At 71.9% G+C, this 26,442-nt stretch carries 19 protein-coding genes; 10 read left to right on the forward strand and 9 right to left on the reverse strand.

All coding sequences use genetic code 11. From position 1 onward, the window contains the following. The first annotated feature begins 19 nt into the window (after window positions 1–19). The 3 genes from AB0C25_RS10465 to AB0C25_RS10475 are packed head-to-tail and all read left to right on the forward strand — an operon-like array spanning window position 20 to window position 2,654. Window positions 20–601, forward strand: a complete 582-nt coding sequence (locus AB0C25_RS10465; protein ID WP_357371672.1) for a flavin reductase family protein — start codon at window positions 20–22, stop codon at window positions 599–601. Beyond that, window positions 598–1,968, forward strand: a complete 1,371-nt coding sequence (locus AB0C25_RS10470; protein ID WP_357371674.1) for a cytochrome P450 — start codon at window positions 598–600, stop codon at window positions 1,966–1,968. The genes AB0C25_RS10465 and AB0C25_RS10470 overlap by 4 nt, the downstream gene beginning before the upstream one ends. Then, a complete protein-coding gene (locus AB0C25_RS10475; RefSeq protein ID WP_357371676.1) occupies window positions 1,965–2,654 on the forward strand; it encodes an O-methyltransferase in 690 nt (229 codons plus the stop codon). The genes AB0C25_RS10470 and AB0C25_RS10475 overlap by 4 nt, the downstream gene beginning before the upstream one ends. A gap of 149 nt (window positions 2,655–2,803) precedes the next feature. Here AB0C25_RS10475 and AB0C25_RS10480 read toward each other — a convergent pair whose 3' ends face one another. Beyond that, on the reverse strand, window positions 2,804–3,094 hold the full coding sequence (locus AB0C25_RS10480; protein WP_357371678.1) for a phosphopantetheine-binding protein: 291 nt from the start codon (window positions 3,092–3,094) through the stop codon (window positions 2,804–2,806). Window positions 3,095–3,371: 277 nt separating this feature from the next. On the opposite strand from AB0C25_RS10480, the gene AB0C25_RS10485 reads away from it, so the two are divergent. From AB0C25_RS10485 to AB0C25_RS10500, 4 genes are read left to right on the forward strand one after another with little or no spacing between them, the layout of a single operon-like run. After that, complete coding sequence (locus AB0C25_RS10485; RefSeq protein WP_357371997.1) at window positions 3,372–6,635, forward strand: AMP-binding protein; 3,264 nt, start codon at window positions 3,372–3,374, stop codon at window positions 6,633–6,635. 5 nt (window positions 6,636–6,640) lie between these two features. Then, complete coding sequence (gene cmdF, locus AB0C25_RS10490) at window positions 6,641–8,248, forward strand: tyrosine 2,3-aminomutase (RefSeq protein WP_357371680.1); 1,608 nt, start codon at window positions 6,641–6,643, stop codon at window positions 8,246–8,248. A gap of 25 nt (window positions 8,249–8,273) precedes the next feature. After that, a complete protein-coding gene (locus AB0C25_RS10495) occupies window positions 8,274–9,782 on the forward strand; it encodes a tryptophan 7-halogenase (protein WP_357371683.1) in 1,509 nt (502 codons plus the stop codon). A gap of 14 nt (window positions 9,783–9,796) precedes the next feature. Next, complete coding sequence (locus AB0C25_RS10500; protein ID WP_357371685.1) at window positions 9,797–11,179, forward strand: condensation domain-containing protein; 1,383 nt, start codon at window positions 9,797–9,799, stop codon at window positions 11,177–11,179. A 65-nt stretch (window positions 11,180–11,244) separates the two neighbouring features. On the opposite strand, the gene AB0C25_RS10505 is transcribed toward AB0C25_RS10500, so the two are convergent. The 4 genes from AB0C25_RS10505 to AB0C25_RS10520 form a co-directional block, all read right to left on the reverse strand. Next, entirely contained in the window at window positions 11,245–12,258 is a 1,014-nt protein-coding gene (locus AB0C25_RS10505; RefSeq protein WP_357371687.1) for an SDR family NAD(P)-dependent oxidoreductase, read from the reverse strand. 91 nt (window positions 12,259–12,349) lie between these two features. After that, entirely contained in the window at window positions 12,350–12,772 is a 423-nt protein-coding gene (locus AB0C25_RS10510; RefSeq protein ID WP_357371689.1) for an SgcJ/EcaC family oxidoreductase, read from the reverse strand. 33 nt (window positions 12,773–12,805) lie between these two features. Next, the gene (locus tag AB0C25_RS10515) at window positions 12,806–14,005 is read right to left on the reverse strand and encodes an acyl-CoA dehydrogenase family protein (RefSeq protein WP_357371999.1); all 1,200 of its coding nucleotides are present in this window, start codon (window positions 14,003–14,005) and stop codon (window positions 12,806–12,808) included. Between the two features lie 237 nt (window positions 14,006–14,242). Continuing rightward, complete coding sequence (locus AB0C25_RS10520; protein WP_357371691.1) at window positions 14,243–15,307, reverse strand: RNA polymerase subunit sigma-70; 1,065 nt, start codon at window positions 15,305–15,307, stop codon at window positions 14,243–14,245. A gap of 246 nt (window positions 15,308–15,553) precedes the next feature. Between AB0C25_RS10520 and AB0C25_RS10525 the strand changes: the two genes are divergently transcribed. Then, window positions 15,554–16,948, forward strand: coding sequence for an FAD-dependent monooxygenase (locus AB0C25_RS10525; protein ID WP_357371693.1), 1,395 nt, complete (start codon window positions 15,554–15,556; stop codon window positions 16,946–16,948). 166 nt (window positions 16,949–17,114) lie between these two features. Here the strand turns inward: AB0C25_RS10525 and AB0C25_RS10530 are convergent, their stop codons facing one another. Next, window positions 17,115–18,740 carry an MFS transporter gene (locus AB0C25_RS10530; RefSeq protein WP_357371695.1) on the reverse strand — a complete coding sequence of 542 codons (1,626 nt, stop codon included), beginning with the start codon at window positions 18,738–18,740 and terminating at the stop codon, window positions 17,115–17,117. Window positions 18,741–19,002: 262 nt separating this feature from the next. Between AB0C25_RS10530 and AB0C25_RS10535 the strand changes: the two genes are divergently transcribed. Beyond that, on the forward strand, window positions 19,003–20,577 hold the full coding sequence (locus tag AB0C25_RS10535; protein ID WP_357371697.1) for a 4-hydroxyphenylacetate 3-hydroxylase N-terminal domain-containing protein: 1,575 nt from the start codon (window positions 19,003–19,005) through the stop codon (window positions 20,575–20,577). Window positions 20,578–20,580: 3 nt separating this feature from the next. Here AB0C25_RS10535 and AB0C25_RS10540 read toward each other — a convergent pair whose 3' ends face one another. The 3 genes from AB0C25_RS10540 to AB0C25_RS10550 all read right to left on the reverse strand — a co-directional run bounded on the left by AB0C25_RS10540 (window position 20,581) and on the right by AB0C25_RS10550 (window position 24,648). Next, the gene (locus tag AB0C25_RS10540; RefSeq protein ID WP_357371699.1) at window positions 20,581–21,897 is read right to left on the reverse strand and encodes a DUF4872 domain-containing protein; all 1,317 of its coding nucleotides are present in this window, start codon (window positions 21,895–21,897) and stop codon (window positions 20,581–20,583) included. 266 nt (window positions 21,898–22,163) lie between these two features. After that, window positions 22,164–23,519: an FAD-binding monooxygenase gene (locus AB0C25_RS10545; protein ID WP_357371701.1), complete on the reverse strand. Its 1,356-nt coding sequence runs from the start codon at window positions 23,517–23,519 to the stop codon at window positions 22,164–22,166. A 355-nt stretch (window positions 23,520–23,874) separates the two neighbouring features. Further along, the gene (locus AB0C25_RS10550; protein ID WP_357371703.1) at window positions 23,875–24,648 is read right to left on the reverse strand and encodes a hypothetical protein; all 774 of its coding nucleotides are present in this window, start codon (window positions 24,646–24,648) and stop codon (window positions 23,875–23,877) included. Between the two features lie 359 nt (window positions 24,649–25,007). Between AB0C25_RS10550 and AB0C25_RS10555 the strand changes: the two genes are divergently transcribed. After that, the gene (locus AB0C25_RS10555) at window positions 25,008–26,393 is read left to right on the forward strand and encodes an aspartate aminotransferase family protein (RefSeq protein ID WP_357371705.1); all 1,386 of its coding nucleotides are present in this window, start codon (window positions 25,008–25,010) and stop codon (window positions 26,391–26,393) included. The last annotated feature ends 49 nt before the right edge of the window (window positions 26,394–26,442 follow it).

Consider the following 26,442-nt stretch of genomic DNA (forward strand, 5'->3'; position numbering starts at 1 on the left):
CGACACACGGGAGGTACACGTGAACGTCCAGTCAGAGTCCGCCGTCGAGCCGTCCGACCCCGTCCAGCTGCGCCGAGCGTTCGGCTCGTTCGCCACGGGCGTGACCGTGGTGACGGTGGGCGGCGACTGTCCACACGGGATGACGGCGAACTCGTTCACGTCGGTGTCCCTCGACCCACCCATGGTGCTCGTCTGCGTCGACCATCAGGCGATCATGCACGGCAGCCTTCTGGAGCGCGGCCAGTTCGGAGTGTCCGTGCTGGCCGCGCATCAGGAGCCGGTGGCCCGGCACTTCGCGAACCGGCGTCGGCCCCTGGGAGCGGCCCAGTTCGACGCGGTCGACTGGGTCGCCGGCCGGCACACCGGCGCGCCACTGATCACCGGGGCGCTGGCGCACTTCGAGTGCCAACTGTGGCGCTCCTACGAGGGTGGCGACCACACCATCTTCGTGGGAAGCCTGCTGTCGGTGCGCCGTGAGCCGGAGGCCGACGGGGTGCTCTTCATGCACGGCCGGTTCCGGCAGCTCAACCCCGACGGGGTCGACGCGGCCAACGGGGTGCCCGCCTGGCACGCCACGGCCCGGGGTGGGGTGACGGGATGACGGCGACACGGGCCCGCCAGGTGCCGGTGGGGCCGACCGGGCCGGCGATGCTGCGGACGCTCTGGCAGCTCGGGCGGGACCGGCTGGGCCTCATGCGGACGGCGGCGAGCTACGGCGACGCCGTCCGGCTCGGCCCCAGCTTCAAGACGCTCTACTTCTTCAACCATCCCGATCACGCGAAGCACGTACTGGCGGACAACAGCCAGAACTTCCACAAGGGGGTCGGGCTGGCCCAGGCCCGCCGAGCCCTCGGCGACGGCCTGCTGACCAGCGAGGGTGAGCTGTGGCGCAAGCAGCGCCGGGTGATCCAGCCGGCGTTCCAGGCCAAGCGGATCGCCGCCCAGGCCGGCGTGGTGGTCGAGGAGGCCGGCCGGTTGGTCGACCGGCTGCGCGAGCACCGCGACGGCGCCCCCGTCGACATCGTCCGGGAGATGACCGGTCTCACCCTCGGCGTGCTGGGTCGCACCCTGCTCGACAGCGACCTCGGCGGGCACCACTCGTTGGGGCACAACTTCGAGGTCATGCAGGACCAGGCCATGTTCGAGATGGTCACGATGGGTTCGGTGCCGACCTGGCTGCCGCTGCCCCACCAGCTGCGGTTCCGTCGCGCCCGCCGGGAGTTGCAGCGGATCGTCGACGCCCTCGTCGCCGAGCGGCGGGCCCGCGGCGAGGTGGGTGACGATGCGCTGACCAGGCTGATCGTCTCGACCCGCGAGGAGACCGACCCGCAGGTCGGTCGGCTGCGGATGCGCGACGAGCTGGTCACCCTGCTGCTGGCGGGGCACGAGACGACGGCCAGCACGCTGGGCTGGACGTTCCACCTGCTCGACCAGCACCCGCAGATACGGGAGCGGGTCCACGCCGAGGCGGTGGAGGTGCTCGGCGACCGGCTGCCCGTGTACGAGGACCTGGCCCGGCTGCGGTTCATCGCCCAGGTGGTCAACGAGGCGATGCGGCTCTACCCGCCGGTGTGGATGCTCTCCCGCATCGCCCAGGCGCCGGACGAGATCGGCGGGTACCACGTGCCGGCCGGCGCGGACGTGCTGATCTGCCCGTACACCCTGCACCGTCATCCGGACTTCTGGGATGACCCGGAACGGTTCGACCCCGACCGGTTCGACCCGTCCCGGTCCGGGGGACGGCCCCGGTACGCGTACGTGCCGTTCGGCGCGGGACCGAGGTTCTGCGTCGGCAACAACCTGGGACTGATGGAGGCCACCTTCGTGATTGCCATGGTCATCCGGGAGCTGCGGCTCACCGCCGACCCGGCGCACCGGGTCACCCCGGAGCCGATGCTGTCCCTGCGGATCCGGGGCGGCCTGCCGATGCGGGTCACCGAGGACGGCCCGTCGAGGAGGCACGCGTGACCGGCGCCGGGTTCGCTGAGGTCAAACACGTGCCGGTCAACCAGGCGGTCCGGGACTACCTGGTCCGGTCCAGCTCGCCGCCGGACCCGGCGTTGAGCGGGCTGGTCGACTCGACCCGCGGGGTGGGCGAGGCGGCGGGGATGATGGTGCCGGTCGAGCAGGCCGCGCTGCTGACCATCCTCACCCGGCTCGTCGGGGCGCGTACGGCGGTGGACATCGGGACGTTCACCGGGCTGTCGGCCCTGGCCATGGCCCGTGGGCTCGCCCCGGGCGGCCGGGTGGTGACCTGCGACGTCACGGACCGGTGGATCGACATCGCCCGCGCGCACTGGGAGCGGGCCGGGGTGGCCGACCGGATCGAGTTCCGGCTCGGCTCGGCGGCCCGCACCCTGCGGTCGATGGCCGCCGACACGGTCGTCGACATGGTCTTCATCGACGCCGACAAGATGAACTACCCCACCTACTACGAGGCCGTGGTGCCGCTGATTCGGCCCGGCGGCCTGCTGTTGGCGGACAACGTCCTGCTCGACGGGTACGTCCTGGACCCGGACCTGGCCGAGCCCGGTCTGCCCCGCCGCGCCGCGCAGACGCTGCGCGCGTTCAACGCCACGCTGGCCGCCGACGACCGCTTCGACACCGTCATGCTGCCGATCGCGGATGGGCTCACCATCGCCCAGCGCCGCTGAGACCCTCCGTACGCGACCCCGGCCCGTCGGTCCGGGGTCGCGTCGTGGGCGGCCCCTCGCCGGCGGCCGCCCGCGGGACTGCCCGCACGGGCGGGCACGACGAAGCGGACCCACCCGCAGGTGGGTCCGCGATGTCCGTCCCGCACCGGTCAGGCCGGGTTGGCCGCCCGCGCGTCCGGGGTCCGCTGGACGGCGGCCACGACCGCCGCCGTGAAGGTGGGCAGGTCCGGGTCCTCGAAGAGAAGTCCGACGTCCACCGCCACGCCGAGCTCGTCCTCCACGCGTGTGATGATGCGAACGGCCGAGATGGACTGCCCCTGCAATTCGAAGAACGTCGCGTCGGGTCGATCCTGCGGCATGTGCAGAACCTCGCGCCAGATCACCTCGACACGCTTTTCGACAGTTGACTGACGCACGCCGTCCTGATCGATATCCGTCATTCGCAATGCTCCCTTCGTGGCGAGGTGCGGTACGCATGGCCGGCTGGCCACACGCCGGGCCGCAGCAGGCAGGGCGTACCGCGCATCCCATGCTCGGTGCGACCGGTGGGTTCGCGCATCCTTGCGATTGCGCGGCTGCCCGCCGGGGCTCGTGGCGTCGTCACCCGGTCGGTCGGCGTCGGAAAGCCTCGTCAGGTGATCGGATGTGCTCGATTTCCGAGATCGCAATTGTTGAGAAGACCCGGTCTTTGCCGCGTGCCACGATTCGACCGTGGCAATGAGCAGAGACACCACGCTGGCCGGTACGTCCGAGACGGGCGCCGGACCCGCCGGCACGTCCTGGACGCAGGACGGCGTGTGGCTGCTGGATCGCCTCGCCCCGTATCGGGGGGTGCACCGGATCGTCCGCAGCTGGCACATCGACGGACCGGTCGACGTGCGGGCGCTGCGCAGCGCCTGGCGTACGGTGCTGAGCCGGCACGAGGTGCTGCGAACCCGACTGGCCGAGGTCGACGGTCGCCCGGTGCCGGTGGTCTCCGCCGATCCCGAGCGCGCCTTTGCCCACATCGACCTGGCGCACCTGGACGCCGCCGACGTCGAGGGCGCGGCCGACCGGGTCTGCGCGGCGGCGGCCGCCGGCCCGGAGCACGCCACCGACGGTCCACTGGCCCGCCTGACCCTGGTGCGGACCGGCGCCGTCGCGTACCGCCTGGTACTGGCGCTGCACCGCGCCGCGGCCGACGACCGGTCGGTGTCCGTCGTCGTCGACGAGTTGTCCGTCTGCTACGCCGTGGCCGTGCGGCCCGCGGTCGCCCGCCCGGCGTCACTGCCCCCGGCTCCCCGCTACGCCGACTACGTCCGGTGGCAGCGTGAACTGGTCGCCGGGCCGGCCGGCCGGCAGTTGCTGGAGTGGTGGACGGACACCCTCACCCCGCCGCCCCCGCCGGTGCCGCTGCCCGTCGACCACGGCCCCGACACCCGGCCGGCGCTCGCCGCCGGCCTGCACCCGTTCGACTGGGGCACCGAGATGGGCGGCCGGCTCGCCGCGTTCTGTCAGGCACGGCGGACCAACCCGACGGTGGTCGTACTGGCCGCGCTCCAGGCCGTCCTGCACCGCTACGGCGACGACGACCGGGTCAGCGTGGTGCTGCCCGTACCGGTGCTCCCGCCGGGGTTCACCGGCCTCGTCGGTCCCTGCGACAACCTGGTGGTGCTCTGCACCGACCTCGGCGGCGCCCCCACCTTCACCGAGGCGGTGGGCCGCGTCGCGGCCGTGGTCCGGGCCGCCGGCGCACATCGCGACCTGCCGTTCGCGCGGCTGGTCGGGGAGCTGCCCGTCGACCGGGACCGGGGCCGGGTGCCGCTCTGCGACGTCGTGTTGGCCGTTCCCGGGCCGGAGGCCGAGCTGCGGCTGGCCGGTGCCGGGACCCGCCCGGCGGACGTTCTGGACGGCGGGCCGACCGTCGCGGACCTGGTGGTCACCGTCCGCCGCACCTGGCCGACGGTGACCGGCACGCTGGCCTACCGCGGGGACCGGTTCGAGGCGGCCTCGGCGCCGGGCGTGCTCGGGCAGGTCCGAACGCTGCTGTCGGCCGCGCTCGCGGCCCCGGACACGCGGGTGGACCGGCTGCCGCTGGACGAGCCGGCGGCGCTCGACCCGCTGCCGCGGACCCTGGACGTCGAACCCCCGCCGGTGTACGAGAGCGTCGCCCGGCACGCCGGTCGGATCCCGCGGGCCATCGCGGTGGCCGGGGCGAACGGCCGCTGGACGTACGAGGAGTTGGAGCGCCGGGTCGCGGCCCTGGCCGATCACCTCAGCGCGCTGCCCGTCGACGGCTCGCCGGTGGCGATCCGGATGGAGCCCGGTCCGTGGCAGCTCGCCGCCTCGCTGGGCGTCCTGCGCGCCGGTGGACACCTGGTCTGGTTCGGCGCCGGCGACGCGGGGGAGCGGGGCCGCGCGGTGCTGGCCGAACTGCGCCCGGCCTGTCTGCTGCGGGTGGGCGACGACCCGGGTGACGACCTGACCCGCTGGTTCCACGACGAGCTGCACGGCCGGGTGATCGACGTGACCGCGCCGGAGCCGGCACCGGGTGCGGCGAGCACGCCGGCCGTGGGCGACGACCCGGGCGCCCGGACCGCCTACATCGCCTACACCTCGGGCTCGACCGGACGGCCCAAGGGCATCGCCCAGACCCACCGCGCGCTCGCCCAGTTCGTCGGGTGGATGGCCCACGAACTGGAGCTGGGCCCCGGTGCCCGGGTGGCCCAGTGGGTCACCCCCGAGCACGACCCGAGCATCTGCGAGGTGTTCGCCACGCTTGTCGGCGGCGGCACGCTGCACCCGGTGCCGGAACGGATCCGCGTGCACCCCGAGAAGCTTGTCGACTGGCTGGTGCGCGAGCGGATCACCTTCCTGCAGACCGTCCCGAGCTTCGCCCGGGAACTGCTGGCCGTCGTCGCGGCCCGGGAGCCGGCCGACCGGCCCACCGGCCTGTCCCGGCTGGTGCTCATGGGTGAGGCACTGTCGGGGCCGCTGGTCGACGGGTTCCGCCGGGCGCTGCCGGACACCCGGCTGGCCAACATCTACGGCCCGACCGAGACGATCGCGGCCACCTGGCACGACATCACCGGCCCGGTGCCGGCGACCGTGCCGATCGGACGTCCCATCCCCGGGCGGCAGGTGCTGGTCCTCGACGAGGCGGGCCAGCACTGCCCGACCGGGGTCACCGGCGAGATCGTGGTCCGCAGCCGGCACGTCTGCGACGGCTACGTCGGCGGTGGTGGCGCGGCCTCCGTCTTCCGGACCCCCGCCGGCCATCCGGACGACGGGACGGACCTGCGGTGGTACCACACAGGTGACCTCGCGCGGCGGCGGTGGGACGGTCTGCTGGAGTTCCGCGGGCGCCGCGACCAGCAGGTCAAGCTCCTCGGCACCCGGGTCGAGTTGGCCGACGTCGAGGCGGCGCTCGTCGCACACGACGGGGTGGCCGAGTGTGTCGTGGTGCCGGTGACCGACCGGGACCAGTTGGTGGTCCGGCTCGCCGCGTACGTCGTACCGCGTCGCGGGCCCGACGGCGCCCCGCTCTCCGGGGCGGGCGAGTGGCGGACGCACCTGCGCCGACGGTTCGGCAGCGCGATGGTCCTCGTCTCCTTCGAGGCGATGCCCGGCCGGTTGCCCCGCACGGCGGCGGGCAAGGTGGACCGCCGCCGGCTGCCGGCACCCCGCTCGGCGTCGGCCCGCCGCGCCCCGACCGGCCCGGTGGAGCAGGCGCTGGCCGAGGTCTGGTCCGCCCTGCTCGGCGAAGGACGCATCGACGCCGAGTCGACGTTCTTCGCCGCCGGTGGGCACTCGCTGCTCGTCCCACCGCTCGTGGCGCGGATCCGGCGACGCTTCGGCGTCACGGTGACGCTGCGGGACTGCTTCACCCACCACACGTTGGCCGGCATGGCCGCCCTGATCGACGCGGCCCGCACGGCACACGACCGTTCGATACCAGCGGATTCGGCAGACCTGAGGGCTGTCACGGACGCGATGGAGTGAGTGCATTGACGTTGGCCAAAACCGCGCAGGCGGTGGCAATCACGGGCGAGGACCTGGACATCCCCGGAGTGCGACGGGTGGCAGAGGAGGACGCACCCATCGAGGTGGCGTCGTCGTCACTGGCCCGGGCGGGCAAGAGCCGGATGCTGTTCGAGGACATCGTGCGCCAGGACGTACCGGTGTACGGGGTCACCACCGGCTACGGCGAGATGATCTACATGCTGGTCGACACGGCCAAGGAGGTCGAGCTGCAGACCAACCTGGTCCGCAGCCACGCCGCCGGAGTGGGTCCGTTGTTCGCCCAGGACGAGGCGCGGGCGGTGGTGATCGCCCGGCTCAACGCGCTGTCCAAGGGGCACTCCGCGGTCCGTCCCGAACTGCTGGAACGGCTCGCGCTCTACCTCAACCTCGGCCTGACCCCGGCCATCCCGGAGATCGGCTCGCTCGGCGCCAGCGGCGACCTGGCCCCCCTGGCACACATCGCCTGCACCGTGATCGGTGAGGGCTACCTGCTGCGCGACGGGAAGAAGGTGCCCACCGGCGAGGTGCTGCGCGAGCACGGCATCGAGCCGATGCAGCTGCGCTTCAAGGAGGGGCTGGCGCTGATCAACGGCACCTCGGCGATGACCGGCCTCGGCGCGCTGGTGGTGGGCCGGTCGATGGACCAGGTCCGGCAGGCCGAGATCGTCACCGCCCTGGTGATCGAGACGCTCCAGGGATCCACCAGCCCGTTCCTGGCCGAGGGACACGACGTGGCCCGACCGCACCAGGGTCAGATCGACACCGCGGCGAACATGCGCACACTGATGCGCGGAAGCGCGCTGACGGTCGAGCACCGGCAGCTGCGCAGCCAGCTCCAGGAGGGCAAGCAGTCCGGTGTCGACGTCCAGCGCACCGACGTGTACATGCAGAAGGCGTACTCGCTGCGGGCCATCCCGCAGGTCCTCGGCGCGGTCCGCGACACCCTCTACCACGCCACCAACAAGTTGAACATCGAGCTGAACTCGGCGAACGACAACCCGCTCTTCTTCGAGGGGCACGAGGTCTTCCACGGGGCGAACTTCCACGGTCAGCCGATCGCGTTCGCGATGGACTTCGTGACGATCGCGCTCACCCAGCTCGGCGTTCTCTCCGAACGCCGGACCAACCGGCTGCTCAACCGGCACCTCAGCTACGGCCTGCCCGAGTTCCTGGTCACCGGCGACCCGGGTCTCAACAGCGGCTTCGCCGGCGCGCAGTACCCGGCCACGGCGCTGGTCGCCGAGAACCGCACCATCGGCGCGGCGAGCACCCAGAGTGTGCCGTCCAACGGCGACAACCAGGACGTGGTGAGCATGGGGCTGATCGCCGCCCGTAACGCTCGCCGGGTGCTCGGGAACAACCAGCACATCCTGGCCGTGGAGCTGCTCGCCGCCGCCCAGGCGGTGGACATCTCGAAGCGGCGCGCCGGGCTCAGTCCCGCGTCCGCGGCGGCGTACGAGTTCGTCCGGGGCATCGCGCCCACCCTGGATCGGGACCGCTTCATGGCCGACGAGATCGAGCAGGTCGCTGCCGCGCTGAGCCGGGGCGAGCTGGTCGCCGCCGTCGGGCAGAGCGACGTCGAGCTGCGCTGAGCGCACTGCGCCCGAGGGAGATCCGATGACCGACCGAGAGTACGACTACGACGTGGTGGTGGTCGGTGGTGGCCCCTGCGGCTCCACCATCTCCACCCTGGTGGCCATGCAGGGCCACCGGGTGCTGCTGCTGGAGAAGGAGCGGTTCCCGCGCTACCAGATCGGGGAGTCGCTGCTCCCGTCCACCGTGCACGGCATCTGCCGCATCCTCGGCGTGGAGGAGGACCTGCGCCAGGCCAACTTCATGCCCAAGCGGGGCGGCACGTTCCGGTGGGGCGCCAACCCCGAGCCGTGGACGTTCTCCTTCGGCCTCTCCTCGAAGTTCGCCGGCGACGCGGCCACCGCCTACCAGGTGGAGCGGATGCGCTTCGACCAGATCCTGCTGGACAACGCCCGCCGCAAGGGCGTCGAGGTCCGGGAGGAGACCTCGGTGGTCGACGTGCTCACCGACGCCGACACCGACCGGGTCGACGGTGTGCTCTACGCCGGCCCGGACGGTGTCCGCCGCGAGGTCCGCAGCCGGTACGTCGTCGACGCCTCCGGCAACAAGAGCCGCATCCACACCCGCGTCGGCGGCCAGCGGCGGTACTCCGAGTTCTTCCGCAACCTGGCCCTGTTCGGCTACTTCGAGGGGGGCAAGCGGATGCCGGCCCCGAACCGGGGCAACATCCTCGCCGTCGCCTTCGACGCCGGCTGGTTCTGGTACATCCCCCTGACCGAGGAGCTCACCAGCGTCGGCGTGGTGCTGATGCCCGAGGCGTTGGACCGCGCCCAGGGCGACCGGGAGAAGGCCCTGCTCGACCTGATCCAGCAGTGCCCGATGATCGCCGACTACCTCTCCGACGCCCGCCGGGTCACCGAGGGGCCGTACGGCGAGGTCCGGGTCCGCAAGGACTACTCGTACATCCAGGAGAAGTTCTGGCGGCCCGGGCTGGTCCTGGTCGGCGACGCCGCGTGCTTCATCGACCCGGTCTTCTCCTCCGGCGTGCACCTGGCCACCTACAGCGCGCTGCTCGCCGCCCGGTCGATCAACACGGCGCTGGCCGGCGGGGTCGACGAGACGACCTGCTTCGAGGAGTTCGAGGTGCGCTACCGGCGCGAGTACGCGCGGTTCCACGACTTCCTGGTCGCCTTCTACGACATGCACCAGGACGAGAACTCGTACTTCTGGAAGGCGAAGAAGGTCACCAACAACACGACCGCCTCCGACATGGAGTCGTTCGTGGAGTTGGTCGGCGGCGGCGCGTCCAACGAGGCCGCGCTCGTCTCCTCCGGCGTGCGCACCGGGCAGCGCGACGCCGCGTACCACGAGCTCGCCGAGCTGGTGGCGCAGCCGGTGCGCGAGGCCGGGGAGGACCGCGACCTGCTGCGCTCCACCCTGGCCCGGTCGGTGTCCAGGGAGGGCACCCGGATCCAGATCCAGGCCGAGCTCGGCGAGAGCACCGACGAGAACATCCCGGTACGCGACGGAGGGCTGGTCCCCTCCACCGACGGCCTGCACTGGTCGTCGCCGCCGCCGCGGCCGGCCGGCTGATGGAAGGGAGCCCGATGACCGACACCCTGCTGCCCCCGCCGACACCGGCCGGCGATCCGACGGCGGAGGCGCCGACCCGCGTACCGCTGTCCCTGCAACAGGAGTTCCTCCACCACATCGACCATGGTGACGAGACCGGGCCGTTCGGCCCGCGGTACACCATCGTCGGCGGCTGGCGGGTCGCCGGCGAGCTGGACATCGACACGCTGCGCACGGCTCTCGACGACGTGGTGGTGCGGCACGAGACGCTGCGCACCTCGATCGTCCGCGAGGGCACCGAGGCGTACCAGCTGGTGCGCCCGCCGGCCCCGGTCCCGCTGGAGGTACGCGAACTGCGGGCGGGACCGCAGCGCAGCCGTGACCTGGTCGCCGAGGACTTCGCCAACGAGATCGAGGCCGGTGTCTTCGGCATCGACGAGATGCCGCTGCTGCGGGCGGTCCTCGGTCGCTTCGACGCCCACGACGGGGTGCTGGTCCTGGCCGCCCACCACACCGCGGTGGACGGCTGGTCGGTGCACCTGGTGCTGCGCGACATCGCCGAGTTCTACGCCGCCCACCTGGAGGGTCGGGCACCGGAGCTGCCCGAGGTGCGGCAGTACCGGGAGTACGTGCGGTGGCAGCAGGAGAACCAGGCCGGCGACAGGGTGCGCCGGGCGCGGGAGTTCTGGCGGGAGAACCTGCGCGGCGCGCAGGTGGTGGCCGTCCCGACCGACCGCACGCGGTCCGAGGAACCCTTCGTGACGTCGTGGTACCGCTTCCTGCTCGACGAGGAGTTCCGGCGGGCCACCGCCGAACTGGCGGCGCGCACCCGCAGCACCCCGTTCATGGTGCTGCTGGCCGCGTACCTGACGCAGCTGCGGGCGCAGACCGGACGGACCGATCTGGTGGTGCCGACCTTCACCCCGGGGCGCCACCCGGCCTGGGTACAGAACACCGTCGGCTCGTTCTACAACTTCCTGCCCATCCGCGTCGACCTGGCCGGCGCCGACGGTTTCCTGGACGTGATCGCCCGAAGCCGGGCGGCGTGCCTCGCGGCGTACGCGCACGAGCTGCCGTTCATCCAGATCCTGGAGGAGGCCCCGGACATCATGAACGACGCCATCGGTCCGAACGCCGCGGCGTGCGTGCTCCAGGTGACCCAGTCGCCGGACATGATGTTCGGTCAGCAGTACGGTGATCTGCACTTCGCCGCGATGCGCCGGCGGATGGTGTCGGCCTCGGTCGGTTCGCAGATTCCCGACGGGGTGCTGTTCGGGTTGGAGGCGTCCCCGGAGGGCGGCCTGGTCGGCAGCGTCGGCTTCACCACCAACCTGTTCGTCGAGAGCACCGTCCGGTCGATGGTCACCACCTTCCGGCAGACCCTCGTCGACCTGCTGGACGGGCCGGGCCGCGCCTGACCTGGACACGATGACGCCGGCGGTGACCTGAGACGGTCACCGCCGGCGTCGTGTGGCGGGGCGGGTCAGTCCGGCTGCGCGGCCTGTCCGGCCTGCCGTCGGGTGATCCGACCGGTGCGGTGCAGCCAGCGGGTGGCGTCCCGGATCGTCTCCGCGACCGGTCGGGTCGGCGCCGGCGCGTCCGGGCCGGTCCGCACGTCGCAGTGGCAGGTGTAGACCGCCCCGTACTCCACCGGGATGTGCCAGGGCCAGACGCGTTGCAGCGCCGACGTGGTGGCTGCCACCGGCAGCACCGCCGCCGACGGCAGGTGGACCACCGGCAACCGGCGGCCGGTGACGGCGCGTACCGTCGCGACGAACTCGGCGCCGGACAGGTACCGGCCGGGCGCCAGCAGGCGGCGCGGTCCCAGCCCGGGACGCAGCGCCGCGACGTGCAGGTCGGCGACGTCACGCACGTCGCCCACCGGGAACCCGCCGCGCGGCCAGATGGGCAGCTGCCCGCGCAGCAGCGCCCGCAGCCGGTCGAGCTGGTCGCCCAGGTGCGGGTCGTGGGGCCCGAGGGTGGCCATCGGGTACGTGACGACGACCGGAGAGCCCGCCTCCTGGTGCTGGCGGGCCACCTCCTCGGCCGCGGCCTTGGTGGCCATGTAGCGCTCCCGGGGCCGGCCCACCGGCAGATGGGTGTCGAGTGGTCGTCCCCCGGTCGGTGCCAGGGCGACGAACGACGACACGTGCACGACCGGGTCGGCGCCCGCCTTGAGGGCCGCGTCGAGGACCACCTCGGTGCCGCCGACGTTGACCTCCCGCATCCGCGCGTGTCGTCGGGTGTCGAAGGAGTAGACCGACGCGGCGTGCAGCACCGCGGCGCAGCCGTCGACCGCCCGCCGTACCGACTCCGCGTCGGTCACGTCCCCGACCACGGTCTGCACGTCCCGCCCGGACAGCCCGAGCGGGCCGAGCGCCGGGTCCACCGCGTCGGGGTCACGGACCAGCAGCCGCACCGTGTGCCCGGCGCGGTGCAGGGCCGCGACCGTGTGCGACCCGATGAAGCCGGTGCCACCGGTGACCAGTATCCGCACGTTCGCTCTCCTCGCGTTCGCTGGTGGACGGGTCACACGTCGACGGCGCCGGTCGGAGGGGGACCCCGACCGGCGCCGTCGACGTGGCGGGTCAGCCGGCGTCGCGCGGGCTGTTCTGGTACGCGGCCAGCTGCCAGCCGTCGTCGGTGCGGACCAGCAGCCACGAGGCGCGGATGGCGCGTTCGGCGGGTACCTCGGTCTCACCCGGGGCGAGGACGCCGCCCTCGGTGAGCAGGAGAGCCACGTCTGCGCCGAGGAAGCGGACGTCGAAGGGCTGACCGGTCACCTGGGTGCCCTTGTACGGGCCGGCGAAGCCCTTGGTCATGAAGGCGCGGATGTCGTCGCGGCCCTTCTCGGTCAGGCCGGGCAGGATCATCGTGCCGTCGGGGGTGAACACGTCGGCGAAGGCGTCGGCGTCGTTCGCCGCCCACGCCTGCACGATGCGTCCGGGCACCGCGGCGACGGCGGCCTGGTCGTCAGCGGACACGTCCGGGGCGAGGCTGTTCGTGGTCACGGGAGGGATCCTTCCGTCGAAGCGGGCACGTTCTCAGAGGTAGAGGGTGTTCGGGGCGAGGCCGCAGAGGATCCGCCCGTACAGTTCCGCGTTGGTGGTCGGGTTCATCAGCGCGTGCAGGTTGATCGCCTGCACGTCCCGGGCGATCCGCTGGATGGGCACGTCGTTGTAGACCGACGAGCCGCCACTGGCCAGGGCGAAGACGTCCACCGCCTCCTTGCCGCGCCGGCACACCGCGCCGAGCTGGGCGCGGGCCCGGGCCCGCTCCTCGAGGGTCCACGGCGAGCCGTCCAGGGCCCGGCCGTCGACCAGGGCGGCCAGTCGCTGCGCGTGGAACTCCGTCTCGTCGCCCTTGAGTACCGCGTCGGCCACCTGGTGGTGGGTGATCGGCGCGTCCTGCTGGCGGTCGTAGTCGGTGTAGGTGATCTTGCGGTCGGGCAGCCGCTCGAAGAACACCTCACGGGCCGCCCGGGTCAGCCCGACCACGCTGCCCACCGAGGACGCCGAGGCGACCGGCAGCAGGGGGGACCGGTACATCGGCGACGCCGCGTTGGCCGCTGACGCGCTCTGCCCCTGCACGATGGCGCCCAGCGGCAGCACCCGGTCGGCCGGGACGAACAGGTCCTGCGCGACGGTACTGACGCTGCCGGTGCCGCGCAGGCCCCCGGTGTGCCAGTCGTCGATGACCTGCAGGTCCGACATCGGCACGAGCGCCACGATCGGCATCGGTTCGCCCTGCGGGCTGAACTGCACCGCGACGATCTCCTGCCAGTGGGCGTGCGGTGCGCCGCTGATGAAACCCCACTTGCCGTTGACCACGACACCGCCGTCGGTCGGGGCGGCCGTGGCGGTGGGGCTCAGCGTGCCGCACACCCGCACGTCCGGGGTCGAGAAGACCTCGTCCTGCACGTGGTCCGGGAACAGTCCCACCATCCAGGTGGGGATCCAGTAGACCGAGGCGACCCAGGCCGCGGAGCCGTCACCCCGGCCCAGTTCCGAGGCGACCTCGACAAGCGTCCGGGTGTCCACCTCGTAGCCGCCGTACCGGACCGGCCGGCGCAGCCGGAAGATGCCGGCGTCGGCCATTGCGTCGATCGCCTCGTCGTGGACGCGGCGGTTCTCGTCGGACCAGGCCGCGTGTCCGCGCAGCACGGGTACGAGGTCGGAGGCGCGTCGGACGAGGTCCTCGCACGTCGGGACATCGGTGGTGAGCAAAGCACCCTCCTTGGACATGTTCGGCTGGGCGGTGCGGGCGTCCCCGGTCGCCACGGCGGGCGTGTGCGGTGCCGGGCCTGCTCCGCCGGGGACGGGCGCCGGTCGGCGCGGCCGGTCAACCCCGAGGATCACAGAGGCGGGATGTGCCCCGCATCTCCCCGAATGCGTTGCGATCTGCGGCGCTCGGCAGCACGTCAGCATGGTCGAGCGACCCGGCGCGGCGGCGGGGTGTCGCCCCTGGTCCGGGGCGATCGGTCACAGGGTGGTCGGCAGGCCGAACGCCGGGAACAGGTCCGGCTCGAAGGCCGTGATCTCCACGATCTTGCCGCCGGAGATCCGGAGCACCTCCAGCACCTGGGGGCGGAACGCGGTGTCACCCGGACGGCGGACGTAGTGGGCCGCCGCCGGCTGCCGGTTGGCCCGGGTCGGCACGCTGCGCCACTGGCCGAGGTAGGCCGGCGAGGCCGGGTCGAGCACGTCGCGCAGGCTGGTCAGGAAGGCGGAACGCCCCCACCAGGCCGGGTCGGGCATCCCCGGCACGCACGGCATCGACATCGGCATGGTGATCCGGATGTCCTCGCGCAGGAGTTGGGCCATCTCGCCGGTGTCGGCGCGCTCCAGCAGCCCCATGTAGCGCTGCAGGAGCGCGCGTTCCTCGTCGGTCGGATCCTCCGCGGGCGCCCACTCGATCCGGTGCGGCGGCAGGTGGTCCTTGAGGTTGGCCCGGGCCCGTTGCAGGGCGCTGTTGGCCGACGCGACGCTGACCTCCAGCAGTTCGGCCGCGTCCGCGGCGGGCCAGCCGAGGACGTCGCGCAGGATCAGCACGGCCCGCTGGCGGGGTGGCAGGTGTTGGATCGCCACCAGGAACGCCAGCTCGATGGTCTCCTTGGCGACCACCGCCGCGTCGGGCTGGGCGTCGGCCGGTGCGGCCGGCTCGAGCAACCGGTCCGGATAGGGCTGCAGCCAGTACACCTCGTCCGGCGTGGTGAGACGGGCGCCGCCCTCGGGCAGCAGTGGGGCGCGGCCGGCGCGGGGTTGTCGGGGATGACGGCTGAGGAAGTCCAGGCAGGCGTTCGTCGCGATGCGGTAGAGCCAGGCGCGGAACGTCGACCGGGCCTCGAACGTGTCCCGTTTGCGCCAGGCGCGCAGGAAGGTCTCCTGGACCTGGTCCTCGGCGTCCTCGAAGGACCCGAGCATCCGGTAGCAGTGGACCTGCAGCTCACGGCGATGGCTCTCGACCAGACGGCCGAAGGTGACCTCGTCGAGGGGCGTCGACGAGCCTGCCTCGAACTGGGTGGACTTGACCTTGACACGGCTCACTGATCGTGCCCCGCTCCCGACAGCAACTGCTCGATGACGGTCGGCCAGAACCGTAGCACGCTCATGGTGTCACTCAGCTCACCTTCCGTCACGTCGGGACCGTCCATCAGCTACCGCACGCCAAAGGATGCGATCGGCACCGGGTGACCGTGACGCTGGCCGTGCGGCCCGCGGCGACCGCCGCGACGTCACGGGCCACGTCGCCGCCGGCCGATCGAACCGGTCGTCGTCAGGGAGGTTGCGGCAGTGAGTGAGATCGGTAGACGCGCCGTCGTGCTGGGCGGCAGCATGGCCGGCGTCCTCGCCGCCCGGGTGCTGGCCGAGTCCTACGGCGAGGTCCTGGTCGTCGACCGGGACACGCTGCTGGGCGTACGCGAGCCCCGCCGCGGCGCACCGCACACGGTGCACGCGCACGGGCTGCACGCCCGCGGTCACCTGAACATGGAGGAACTCTTCCCCGGCATCACCGACGAGCTGACCGCCGAGGGCGTGCCGACCGGGGACCTGGGCGAGATGCGCTGGTTCTTCAACGCCCGAAAGATCCTTCCCGCCCGCACCGGCCTGGTCTCGGTGACCGCGCCCCGGCCGGTGCTGGAACACCACGTCCGCAGCCGGGTGGCGGCCCTGCCCAACGTGCGGTTCCTGGAGCAGCACGATGTCCTCGGCCTGGTCACCACCGACGACCGGCAGCGCGTCGTCGGCGTCCGGGTCCGCCCGCGCGCCGCGGACGCCCATCCGCAGGAGTGGGATGCGGACCTGGTGGTCGACGCGACCGGGCGGGGCTCGCGTACCCCGGCGTGGCTGGCGGAACTCGGCTACCAGCGGCCGGAGGAGGACCGGGTCAAGGTCGGGCTGGCCTACACCACCCGGCACTACCGACTGCGCCCGGAGATGTTCGACGGCGTCCAGTCGATCAACCCGGTCGCGTCGCCCGCGCACCCCCGTGGTGCGTTCTTCGGGCAGGTCGCCCGGGACATGTGCATCCTGTCGCTGACCGGTGTGCTGGGCGACCACCCGCCGACCGACCCGCAGGGTTTCCTCGCTTTCGTCCGTTCGCTGCCGGTGCCGGACGTGTACGACGCGGTGCGGGACGCCGAGGCGCTCGACGACCCGGTGTCGTTCACCTTCCCGGCGAGCGTCCGGCGGCGCTACGAGCGGCTGACCCGGATGCCCGACCGGCTCCTCGTCATGGGCGACGCGGTGTGCAGCTTCAACCCGGTCTACGGGCAGGGGATGAGCGTCGCGTCCATCGAGGCGCTGACGTTGCGGGAGCACCTGCGGCTGGGACGACCGCCGCGGACGGGCGCGTTCATGGCCGACATGTCCCGGGTGATCGACACCCCGTGGGACATCTCCGCAGGCGGTGACCTGGACTTCCCGGGCGTGCAGGGTCGACGCACCCTGCAGGTGCGGGTCGGCAACGCCTACATGGCCCGCGTGCAGTACGCGGCCACCAGGGACGCCCGGGTGACCGACGGCTTCATGCGGGTGGCCGGGCTGATCGACCCACCGCAGGCGCTGATGCGACCGTCGATGGTGCTGCGGGTGTTGCGACACGCGCCACTGCGCCCGGCCGCCCCGCCCGCCAGCCCGTCCCTCGCCACGGCCACGGCCGACACGGCGGTGCCGCCGACCGCCTGACCGTCGTCCACCCGCCGGACACCGCCCCGGGCCGAGCACCGGCCCGGGGCGCGGCATGTCCCGCCGGCGTCGGACGCCGGGCGAGGGTACGTCCAGCAGGCACACCGGCCGCCCCGGGCACCCGCGGAGGGTGACCGGAGCGGCCGCGATGCGATGAACCGGTGCGTCAGTGCACCGGCTGCGCCGAGCCGGCGGCGTCCGGTGCCGGCTTCTTCTCCTTCGGGGGCATGCCCGGCATCGGCATGTCGCCGAGCGACGGCACGTGCCGCAGCCCGACGAGCGCGACCACGGCCAGGGCGATGAAGATGAAGACGCAGACCAGCGCGACAGTGTTCAGACCGCTGGTGAACGCGTCGCGGGCCGAGTCGAGCAGCGGAGCCGCGGCCGGGCCGCCGACCTGCTCGGCCACCACGGTGGCGCCCGCGATGCTCTCCTTGGCGGTGTTCGCCGCGTCCGCCGGCAGCTCGCCCGGGACGCTGACCTGACCCCGGTACGTGGCGGTGCCGATGAGGCCGAGGATGGCCACACCCAGGGCGACGCCCAACTCGCCGACAGCCGAGGAGAGAGACCCGGCGGCGCCGGCCTTCTCCGGCGGCGTGGACGACATCACCAGGAACGGGGTCATCGGGCCGACGGACGCGCCACCGACGTAGACGATCGCCAGACCGACCAGCAGGGTGGTCAACCCGGCGGTGCTCCCCACCTGCGTCAGCACCACCATGCCGAGCGCCGCGATCAGGGATCCGCCGGCGAGCACGTACGCGGGACGGACCTTGCGGGCGATCGCCGGCGCCAGGTTGCCGATGACGATCATCACGACGGACGGGATCAGCAGCAGGGTGCCGACCCGCACCGGGGTGAGACCCTCGACCATCTGCATGTAGAGGCTGCCCATCAGACCGGCGCCACCCATGACGAAGGCGATCATCAGGGCCATCGTCAGGGCCGTCGAGAGCGCGCGGATCTTGAACAGGCTCAGGTCCAGCAGCGGGTGGGCCAGCTGGGCCTGCCGACGCAGGAAGACGGCGAGGAAGACCAGACCCGCGATGAGGGAGACCAGCGGCACCGGCTCCCAGCCGTTGCGCGCCAGCTCCTTGAGACCGTAGACGAACGGCAGGATGGCCAGCAGCGACAGCGCCACGCTGAACAGGTCCAGACGGCCCGCGGTCGGGTCCTTCGACTCGGGGATCAGCACCGGGCCGGCGATCAGCAGCAGACCCATGATCGGGACGGCGAGCAGGAACACCGAGCCCCACCAGAACGCGCCCAGCATCAGACCGCCGACCACCGGGCCGAGCACCACACCGGCCATCAGGGACGTGCCCCAGAGGCCCATCGCGGCGCCCATCTGCTTCGGGTCCTTGAACATCGACCGGAGCAGCGCGAGGATCGACGGAATCAGCGTCGCGCCGGCCACACCGAGCAGTGCGCGGGCGACGATCAGGACGATCGTCGAGGTCGCGAACGCGGCCAGCAGCGACGCCGCGAGGAAGGCCGCGCCGCCGAACAGCAGAACCTTCTTGCGACCGAACCGGTCGCCCAGCGTCCCCATCGTGACCAGGAAGCCGGCGATCAGGAACCCGTAGATGTCGGAGATCCACAACTGCTGGGTGCTGCTCGGCCCCAGATCCGCGGTGACGTGTGGCAACGCCAGGAACATGACGTTGAGGTCCACCGTCGTCAACATGGTGGGCAGGCACATCACGGCCAGGCCGAGCCACTCCCGCCAGGTGGCCCGAGGAGCCACGGCCGGGTCGGCGGCTGCGCCCGCCTGCCCGTCGACTGTAGTCATGGTCTTGGTCCTCTCGATATCGGCCGCGCTGTCCTGCGGCTCACTGTTGAGACGGCAGGCCCGGGAAAAAGTCATCGCTCCCCGCGACTCGGGTGTCCCGGATCGTCGGACGCGACCACCAGCGTCTTCCCGGTTGCGCTCTGCGGCGTACGACCTTGTCCCGCTGTCCGGCGCTCACCATGCTGGATGCGGACCAGACAAGGAGCGACGGCTGCCCGGTCCGTCCCGCCGGCGGCCCGCCCGGCCCGGCGAAAGGCGATCCATGACCGAGTTGGCTGACCGTCCGGCGACCGACGTCCGCCGGACCCGCCCGATGACCGGTGACGAGTACGTCGAGTCCCTGCGCGACGGACGGGAGATCTACCTCTACGGCGACCGGGTACGGGACGTCACCCGGCATCCCGCCTTCCGCAACCCGGTACGGATGACCGCCCGGCTCTACGACGCGCTACACGACCCGGGGTCCCGCGCGGTGCTGACCGCGCCGACGGACACCGGCAGCGAGGGCTGGACGCACCGGTTCTTCACCACCCCCCACTCGGCCGAGGACCTCGTGGCCGACCAGCAGGCCATCGCGGCGTGGGCCCGGTTGAGCTACGGCTGGATGGGACGCAGCCCGGACTACAAGGCGGCGTTCCTCGGCACCCTCGGGGCGAACGCGGACTTCTACGATCCGTTCGCCGACAACGCGCGCCGCTGGTACCGCGAGGCGCAGGAGAAGGTCCTCTACTGGAACCACGCCATCGTGCACCCGCCGGTGGACCGGTCCCGGCCACCGGACGAGGTCTCCGACGTCTTCGTCCACGTGGAACGCGAGACCGACGCCGGGGTGATCGTCAGCGGTGCCAAGGTGGTCGCCACCGCCTCGGCGCTGACCCACCACAACTTCCTGGCGCACTACGGACTTCCGGTACGCAAGCGGGAGTTCGCCCTGGTCGCGACCGTGCCGATGGACGCGCCGGGGATGAAGCTGATCTGCCGACCGTCCTACTCGGCCACCGCCGCCGTCATGGGCAGCCCGTTCGACTACCCGCTCTCGTCCCGGCTGGACGAGAACGACACGATCCTGGTGCTGGACAAGGTCCTCATTCCCTGGGAGAACGTGTTCATCTACGGGGACCTCGGCAAGGTGCAGATGTTCGCCGGCCGGTCCGGCTTCACCGAGCGCTTCACCTTCCACGGATGCACGCGCCTCGCCGTGAAGCTCGAGTTCATCGCCGGCCTGCTGGCCAAGGCCCTGGACACCACCGGCACGTCCGACTTCCGGGGCGTGCAGAGCCGGCTGGGGGAGGTGCTCGCCTGGCGCAACCTGTTCTGGGGGCTCTCCGACGCGGCCGCCCGCAACCCGGTGCCGTGGCACAACGGCGCGGTCCTGCCCAACCCGGCGTACGGCATGGCGTACCGCTGGTTCATGCAGGTCGGCTACGCCCGGGTACGGGAGATCGTCCTGCAGGACGTGGCCAGCGGCCTCATCTACGTCAACTCCAGCGCGGAGGACTTCGCCAACCCGGACCTGCGCCAGTACCTCGACAAGTACGTCCGCGGGTCGGGCGGCGTCGAGGCGGTCGAGCGGGTCAAGCTGATGAAGCTGCTCTGGGACGCGGTCGGCTCCGAGTTCGGTGCCCGGCACGAGTTGTACGAGCGCAACTACGCCGGCAACCACGAGAACACCCGCGTCGAGCTGCTCAACGCCCAGATCCTCGGTGGCGAACTGGACGGCTACAAGGCGTTCGTCGACAAGTGCCTGAGCGAGTACGACCTCGACGGCTGGCTGGTCGACGACCTCGACTCGTTCCACGACCTGCGCGGGCTGCGCGACGGGCTGCGCGACCGGTAGGGCTCAGCCCACCACGTGGCGCAGCGCCCCGACGGCCTCCCGCTCGGTGTCGTAGACCGCCTGGATCTGCTCGGACAACCGGGCCAGATCGGGCTCGGCTGGCGGCTTGCGGTCGTACTCGCCGATCAGGTCCCACAGCGTCTCGGCGGCCTCGGTGCGTTCGGCGACGGCGGGGTCGCCGGCCGCGACACCGGCGGAGATGGTGGTGACCAGCTCCCGCAACCGAGCGTACTCGGGGACGTCCCAGGGCAACGCCGTCTCGGCGATGTCGTGCCACAGCCGGGCGGACTGGCGGAACAGTTGCGCCGCGTCCGCCGCCGCGTCGGCGGAGTCGCCGAGCAGGGGCGCCGCCTCGTCCAGGAAGTCGGCGTACAGGTCGCGCAGGTTGCCGCCGGTGAGCCCGGCCGGCTCGACGTGCTCCCAGACCGACAGCAGCGTGGTGGCCATCCCGGCCTTGCCGTACAGCTTGGGCCAGCCCTTGGCGTTGCGCTGGTCGGTGACCAGGCGGCTCCACTTGCTCCACGCCGGCAACGCCACGGTGGCCGCCTTGGCGTCCAGGTGGGCGACGCAGTCGGCGATGCCGGCCCGTACGGCGTCGGCCAGCGCGAACGTCTCGGGCACCGTGTGCACCACGATCATGCGGTTCTTGGTGGAGCTGACCCGGGCCCGAGCCTCGGCGAGGGTGTCGCCGTCGACGGTGAGCGGGGCGAGGTTGCGGTCGTCGACCCGGATGCCGTCGTCGGTGACCGCGTACGCCACCAGGGGGCTGCGTCGGGCGCCGGAGAAGACGGGCCGGCCGCGGCCGGCCAGGGCGGGCTCCGCGGGCAGGTGCCAGTAGCCGACCAGCTGCCGGTCCGGTGCGATGAGGACCGGGTTGCCGTCGGTGAGCTGCTCGTGCAACGTGGTGGCGGCGGCCTTGCTGCTGCCGGTCGTCTTCACCTGGTAGCCGACGCCGAGCCGGTCCATGGTGCGCTCGGCCCAGTCGTGGAACGTCCACCGGTACCGGAATCCCAGGAACAGGTTCGGTGTCTGCCCCTTGATCTCCCAGAGCATGTAGCCGGCGCCGAGGCCGCCCCCGACGCCGAGCAGCATCGCCTCGCTCAGGTGCGCCTCGGTGTTGTCGGCGCCCAGATGGGTCAGCATGTTCGTCACGTTGGAGGTCTCGGCGTGCAGCCCACCCCGTAGCGCCCAGCCGGCGTCGGTCGCGGGCTTCGGCGACGTCCGGGCGCCGGACAGGCCGGCACGCGCGGTCGCGTAACTCTCGCCGGTCCGGGCCATCCGGGTCCGGATCCGGGCCTCGCTGGGCTTGCGGGTGGTCATGGTCCCCCCTCGGGCGAGCTGTCGCTGGTGGCCGACGGGGCGGCCGGGTACGCCGCCGGGCGCCCCCGGAGCCGCCGGCGCGGCGCGCCGGGTCGGCGCCTCGTCGGAGGATACGTGCTCCCGGCGAGCGTCGGGGGCGGTTCGACACGCGCCGTCCGCCATGACGAACGGACCCCGTCCCGGGCGGGACGGGGTCCGGCGCGCCGGCGTACCGGCGGTGTCGGTCACACCGGGAAGCGACCAAGCCCCCGGGTGACCGGTGTGGGTCAGATCCGACCGCCGAGCAGCGGCATCTCGGCCCGTGAGTGACGCATCACCCGCCAGACCACGCTCGGGCGCAGCAGGGCCTCCAGCGGGTCGACCAGACCGGCGGAGCGCATGAACGCCTCGGTGAGACTGGCGTCCTTGGTGGCGGCCAACTGCAGGCGCTTCATGTAGGCGTGCAGCACCTGCACCTTGCGGGTGCGTTTGCCCTCGACGTCGGGGAAGGTGAGGTTGATCGCCTCGGTCATCTCCCAGGCCGGGTCGATGATCCGCCCGACCGTCCGCATGAAGTCCTTCGAGCGGGGGGCCTGGCCCGTGCGCAGCAGGTCCCGGAGCGCCAGCGCCTCCAGGGCGGCAAGCGTCTGCGCCTGGGCGAACACCGGGTTCGGGGTGCAGACCGCGTCGCCGAGCACCAGCAGGCCGTCGGGGAAGCGGGACATCAGCTCGTAGCGCCGGCGCAGCGTGGTGGGAAACTTGAACAGCACCGGGTCGTCGAGCGGTTCGGCGTCGGAGATGCCCTCGTAGATCTCCGGCGCGGACAGCGACTTGACGAACTGGTTGAAGCCCTCCGGGTCGGTGGGCGGGTGGTCGCCCATGATGCCGTAGGTGGTCAGCTCGACCCGGCCGCCGTCGGACTTGGTGAAGATGGCGCCTCGGGGGTTGTCCGGCGATGCCACCGAAATGATCGAGTGGCTGGTGCCGAACGGGTCGTGACGCAGCTTGTAGTGCCGCGTGACGTAGCCGAGCCCGATCTTCGTGCCCTCCTCCGGCACGCGCTGGTAGCCCTGGGCCTCCAGCCAGACCGGGGTGCGCGAGCCCCGCCCGGTGGCGTCGACGACGAGGTCGGCGGTGAGTGTCTCCTCGTGGTTGCCCTCGCCCTGGCGCTGCACCCGCGCGCCGATGACCCGGGACTTGTCCGCGCTGAACACCAGTCCGGTGATGTCGGTGCGCTCCATGAAGGTGACGTTCTTCAGCGCGGCGATCCGCCGCCGCACGTGCGCCTCCATGACCGGTCGCCGGGCGGCGACGCAGGTCAGGCCGGCCCGGGTCTGCGCCAGTGCCCTGCCGTTCATGTACCACTTGACCGTGCCGGCCAGGTCGGTCAGCGGGCAACCGGCGGTGACCATCTGAGCGGTGATCTCGGGGAACAGGTCTTCCATGGCCCGGGAGCCCCGGGCGATGAGGCCGTTGATGTGCCGGCCCTGCGGCGCGCCCCGCCGCGCATCCCAGACGTCGATCAGCTCGTCGCGGTCGACCAGGACGACCTCCCGGTAGCCTTCGCTGAGCGCGCTGGCGGCGAACAGCGCGGTGATGCTCCCGCCGAGCACCACCACGCGATTTCCAACTTCGGAACCCACGGCTACCATCTCCTGCCTGTCGAGCGAAACCGGGGAGGCTGTCAGCGGTTCTGCGCGGCCCTCACACCCCCGCCAGTGCCATTTCCTCATTCGTCGAAAAAGGACAAACAAGGTGGCAGGGTGAGGCGCTACGGCCTCAAAAAGGGAATGGTGGCGAACCGTTGGTCAGCAATCTCCGAGAATAGTGTGCCGACTGTTCTTCGCCTTATCGGCCACGAGGTAATGGTGGCATTCAACAGCGGGGCGGGCATCTTCTGTGTTGCCCCGGTCGATTTCTCTCCCGGCCGAGGGCGACCTTCCCGCGGACACGACCGTGCCCACGCCCGCAGTGGGCGTGGGCACGGAGGGGGTCGGCTCAGGAGATGCCGCGTGTGCTGGCCAGCCGGTGGAAGTTGGCGGCCATCTTGTTGGCGGTGGCCAGGTCGGTGACGATGCCGTAGTACAGCACGTTGCCCATCACCACCATCACGATGTGCTTGGGGCGGTCGATCCCGCCGTTCGGCTCGACGCCACCGTAGAACGTCTTGAGCACGTCGGTGCCCGCCTTGTCCTTCTGCGGCGGGAAGGTGATCCGCTGGATCAGGCCCTTGGTCTGCGCGCCCGCCAGGGACGGCGTCTGGAAGTCGACGTTGCTCAGCGTGCCCGGGACCTTGCCGTCCAGCGTGATGTCACCCTTGGCGCACTCCGTCGCCGCCTTGTGCATGGCGTCCAGCTTCGGCCCCTCCGGCAGCTCGACCACGAACTGCGCGAAGAAGTTGTCGTGGCCCAGGTTGTGGTCCTTGCCCACCGGGCTCGCGGTGTTGAACTGCATGTATCCGTTCAGTCCGGCGATGGTGGCCGCCGGCGCGGTCTGCAGGGGGGTGTTGGCGGCGTCGCCGATGGTCACGTAGTTGACGCACGAGTCCGGGGTGAAGGCCATCCCCTTCGGGGGTGCCAGCAGCGACTTCTCCGCGACCTGCTTGAAGTCGAAGGTCAGCACCTCGTCCTTGCTCTGGTCGTCGTGTGGGTTGGTCAGCAGGTCCTTGAGGTCGGCCGGCGCCTTCGATGTGACCGGGGCCGGCACCTCGGCCTTGGCGTCGTCGCCACCCGAGCCGCCGTCGGCGCACCCGGCGGCGAACACCAGCATCATCGCGACCACCGCAGTGGTTGTCTTTCCGCCCCGTACGGGCATGTTCTCCCCCATTCTGGTAAATGCGGCGCCAATTCCGCTCTGCGTCATCACCGTCATCTCGAACGCGTACGGTAATCAGCCGCCCGACCGGCGTGCATCTTCCAGAATGCTTATTTCCCCGACCGGGCCGCCGACGTGACCGGGACCGCCGCTGCGCACGCCGGAAGATGTTTGGGCCCCGAGCGGCTGCCATTGTTTCGGGGAGTCCACCGCCCCGGCCGACCGGCGGGGCAGCGCCCACAGTGGAGCTCTGCCCACGCGGTCGTCGTCACCACGTTCCGGGAAGCCCGCATCGTCTGCAACGAGGGAGTAGTCACGTGACGATTTCTACGTCCAGAGCCGGGCGCGCCGTGTCCGGTGCCGAGCTGGAGGAGTTGGACAAGCGCTTTGTCCTGCACTCCCACCAGCGTGACCAGCGGCCGTTCCGCCGCATGATCGTGCGCGGTGTCGGCTCCACCGTCTGGGACGCCGAGGGGCGGGAGCTGCTCGACATGCTCGGCGGCGGCATCTGGGTCGCCCAGGTCGGCCACGGCCGCCGGGAGCTGGCCGAGGCGGCCGCCGCGCAGATCACCGAGCTGGCCCACTTCACCAGCTTCTTCGAGTTCGGCAACGACAAGTCCGCGCTGCTCGCCCAGCGCCTGGCCGACCTCGCCCCGGGTGACGTCAACCGCGTCTTCTACACCTCCGGCGGGTCCGAGGGCGTGGACACCGCCATCAAGCTGGCGCGGCTGTTCCACCACCGCCGTGGGCAGACCGAGCGCAACTGGATCATCGCCCGGCACTTCGGGTACCACGGCGCCACGCTCGGCGGTGGCACCGCGACCGGCATCCCGGACATGCAGGTCGGCGTCGGCCCGAACCTGCCGCACGTGGAGAAGGTCACCCCGCCGTACCCGTACCACAGCGAGATGTACGGCGGCGCGGACCCGACCGACTTCCTCCTGCAGGAGCTGGAGGCGACGATCGAGCGACTGGGCCCGGAGAACGTCGCGGCGATGATCGGTGAGCCGATTCTCGGCGGCGGCGGTGTGATCGCCCCGCCCTCCGACTACTGGCCGCGGGTGCGCGAGCTGCTCACCGGCTACGGCATCCTGCTGATCGCCGACGAGGTGATCACCGCGTTCGGGCGTACCGGCGCCTGGTTCGACTCGGCCGAGCGCGGCATGGACGCCGACATCATCGTCACGGCGAAGGGCCTCACCAGCGGTTACCTGCCGCTTGGCGCGGTGCTGATGCGCGACCGGGTGGCCGACGTGATGGCCGCCGGGCAGGCCAGCTTCTTCCACGGCCACACCTACTCCGGTCACCCCACGGCGTGTGCGGTGGCGCTCGCCAACCTGGACCTGCTGGAGAACGAGGGGCTGGTGAAGCGGTCGCTGCAGATCGGCGACTGGCTGCGGGCCGGGCTGGCGCCGGCCGCGGCGCTGCCGGCCGTCGGCGAGATCCGGGTCGAAGGCGCCACCGTCGGCATCGAGCTGGTCAGCAACCCCGAGACGCGGGAGCCGGTCGCGCCGGACCTCGCCCTCGCCGTCGCCGACGAGCTCTACGAGAACCACCGGGTCATCACCCGCAACTACGGCCCGACGCTTGTGCTCTCGCCGCCGCTGGTCCTCGACGACCAGCAGGCCAAGCGGGCGTCCTCGGCGATCGTGGACGTGCTGTCCCGGCTGGATGTCGAGGCCGGCAAGGTCAACCCCAGTTGACCGATCCTGATCCCCGGTGCCCGGTAACGGCTGTCCCCGCCGATGCCGG

Source organism: Micromonospora sp. NPDC048839, assembly GCF_040649915.1.
Taxonomy (GTDB): Bacteria; Actinomycetota; Actinomycetes; order Mycobacteriales; family Micromonosporaceae; genus Micromonospora.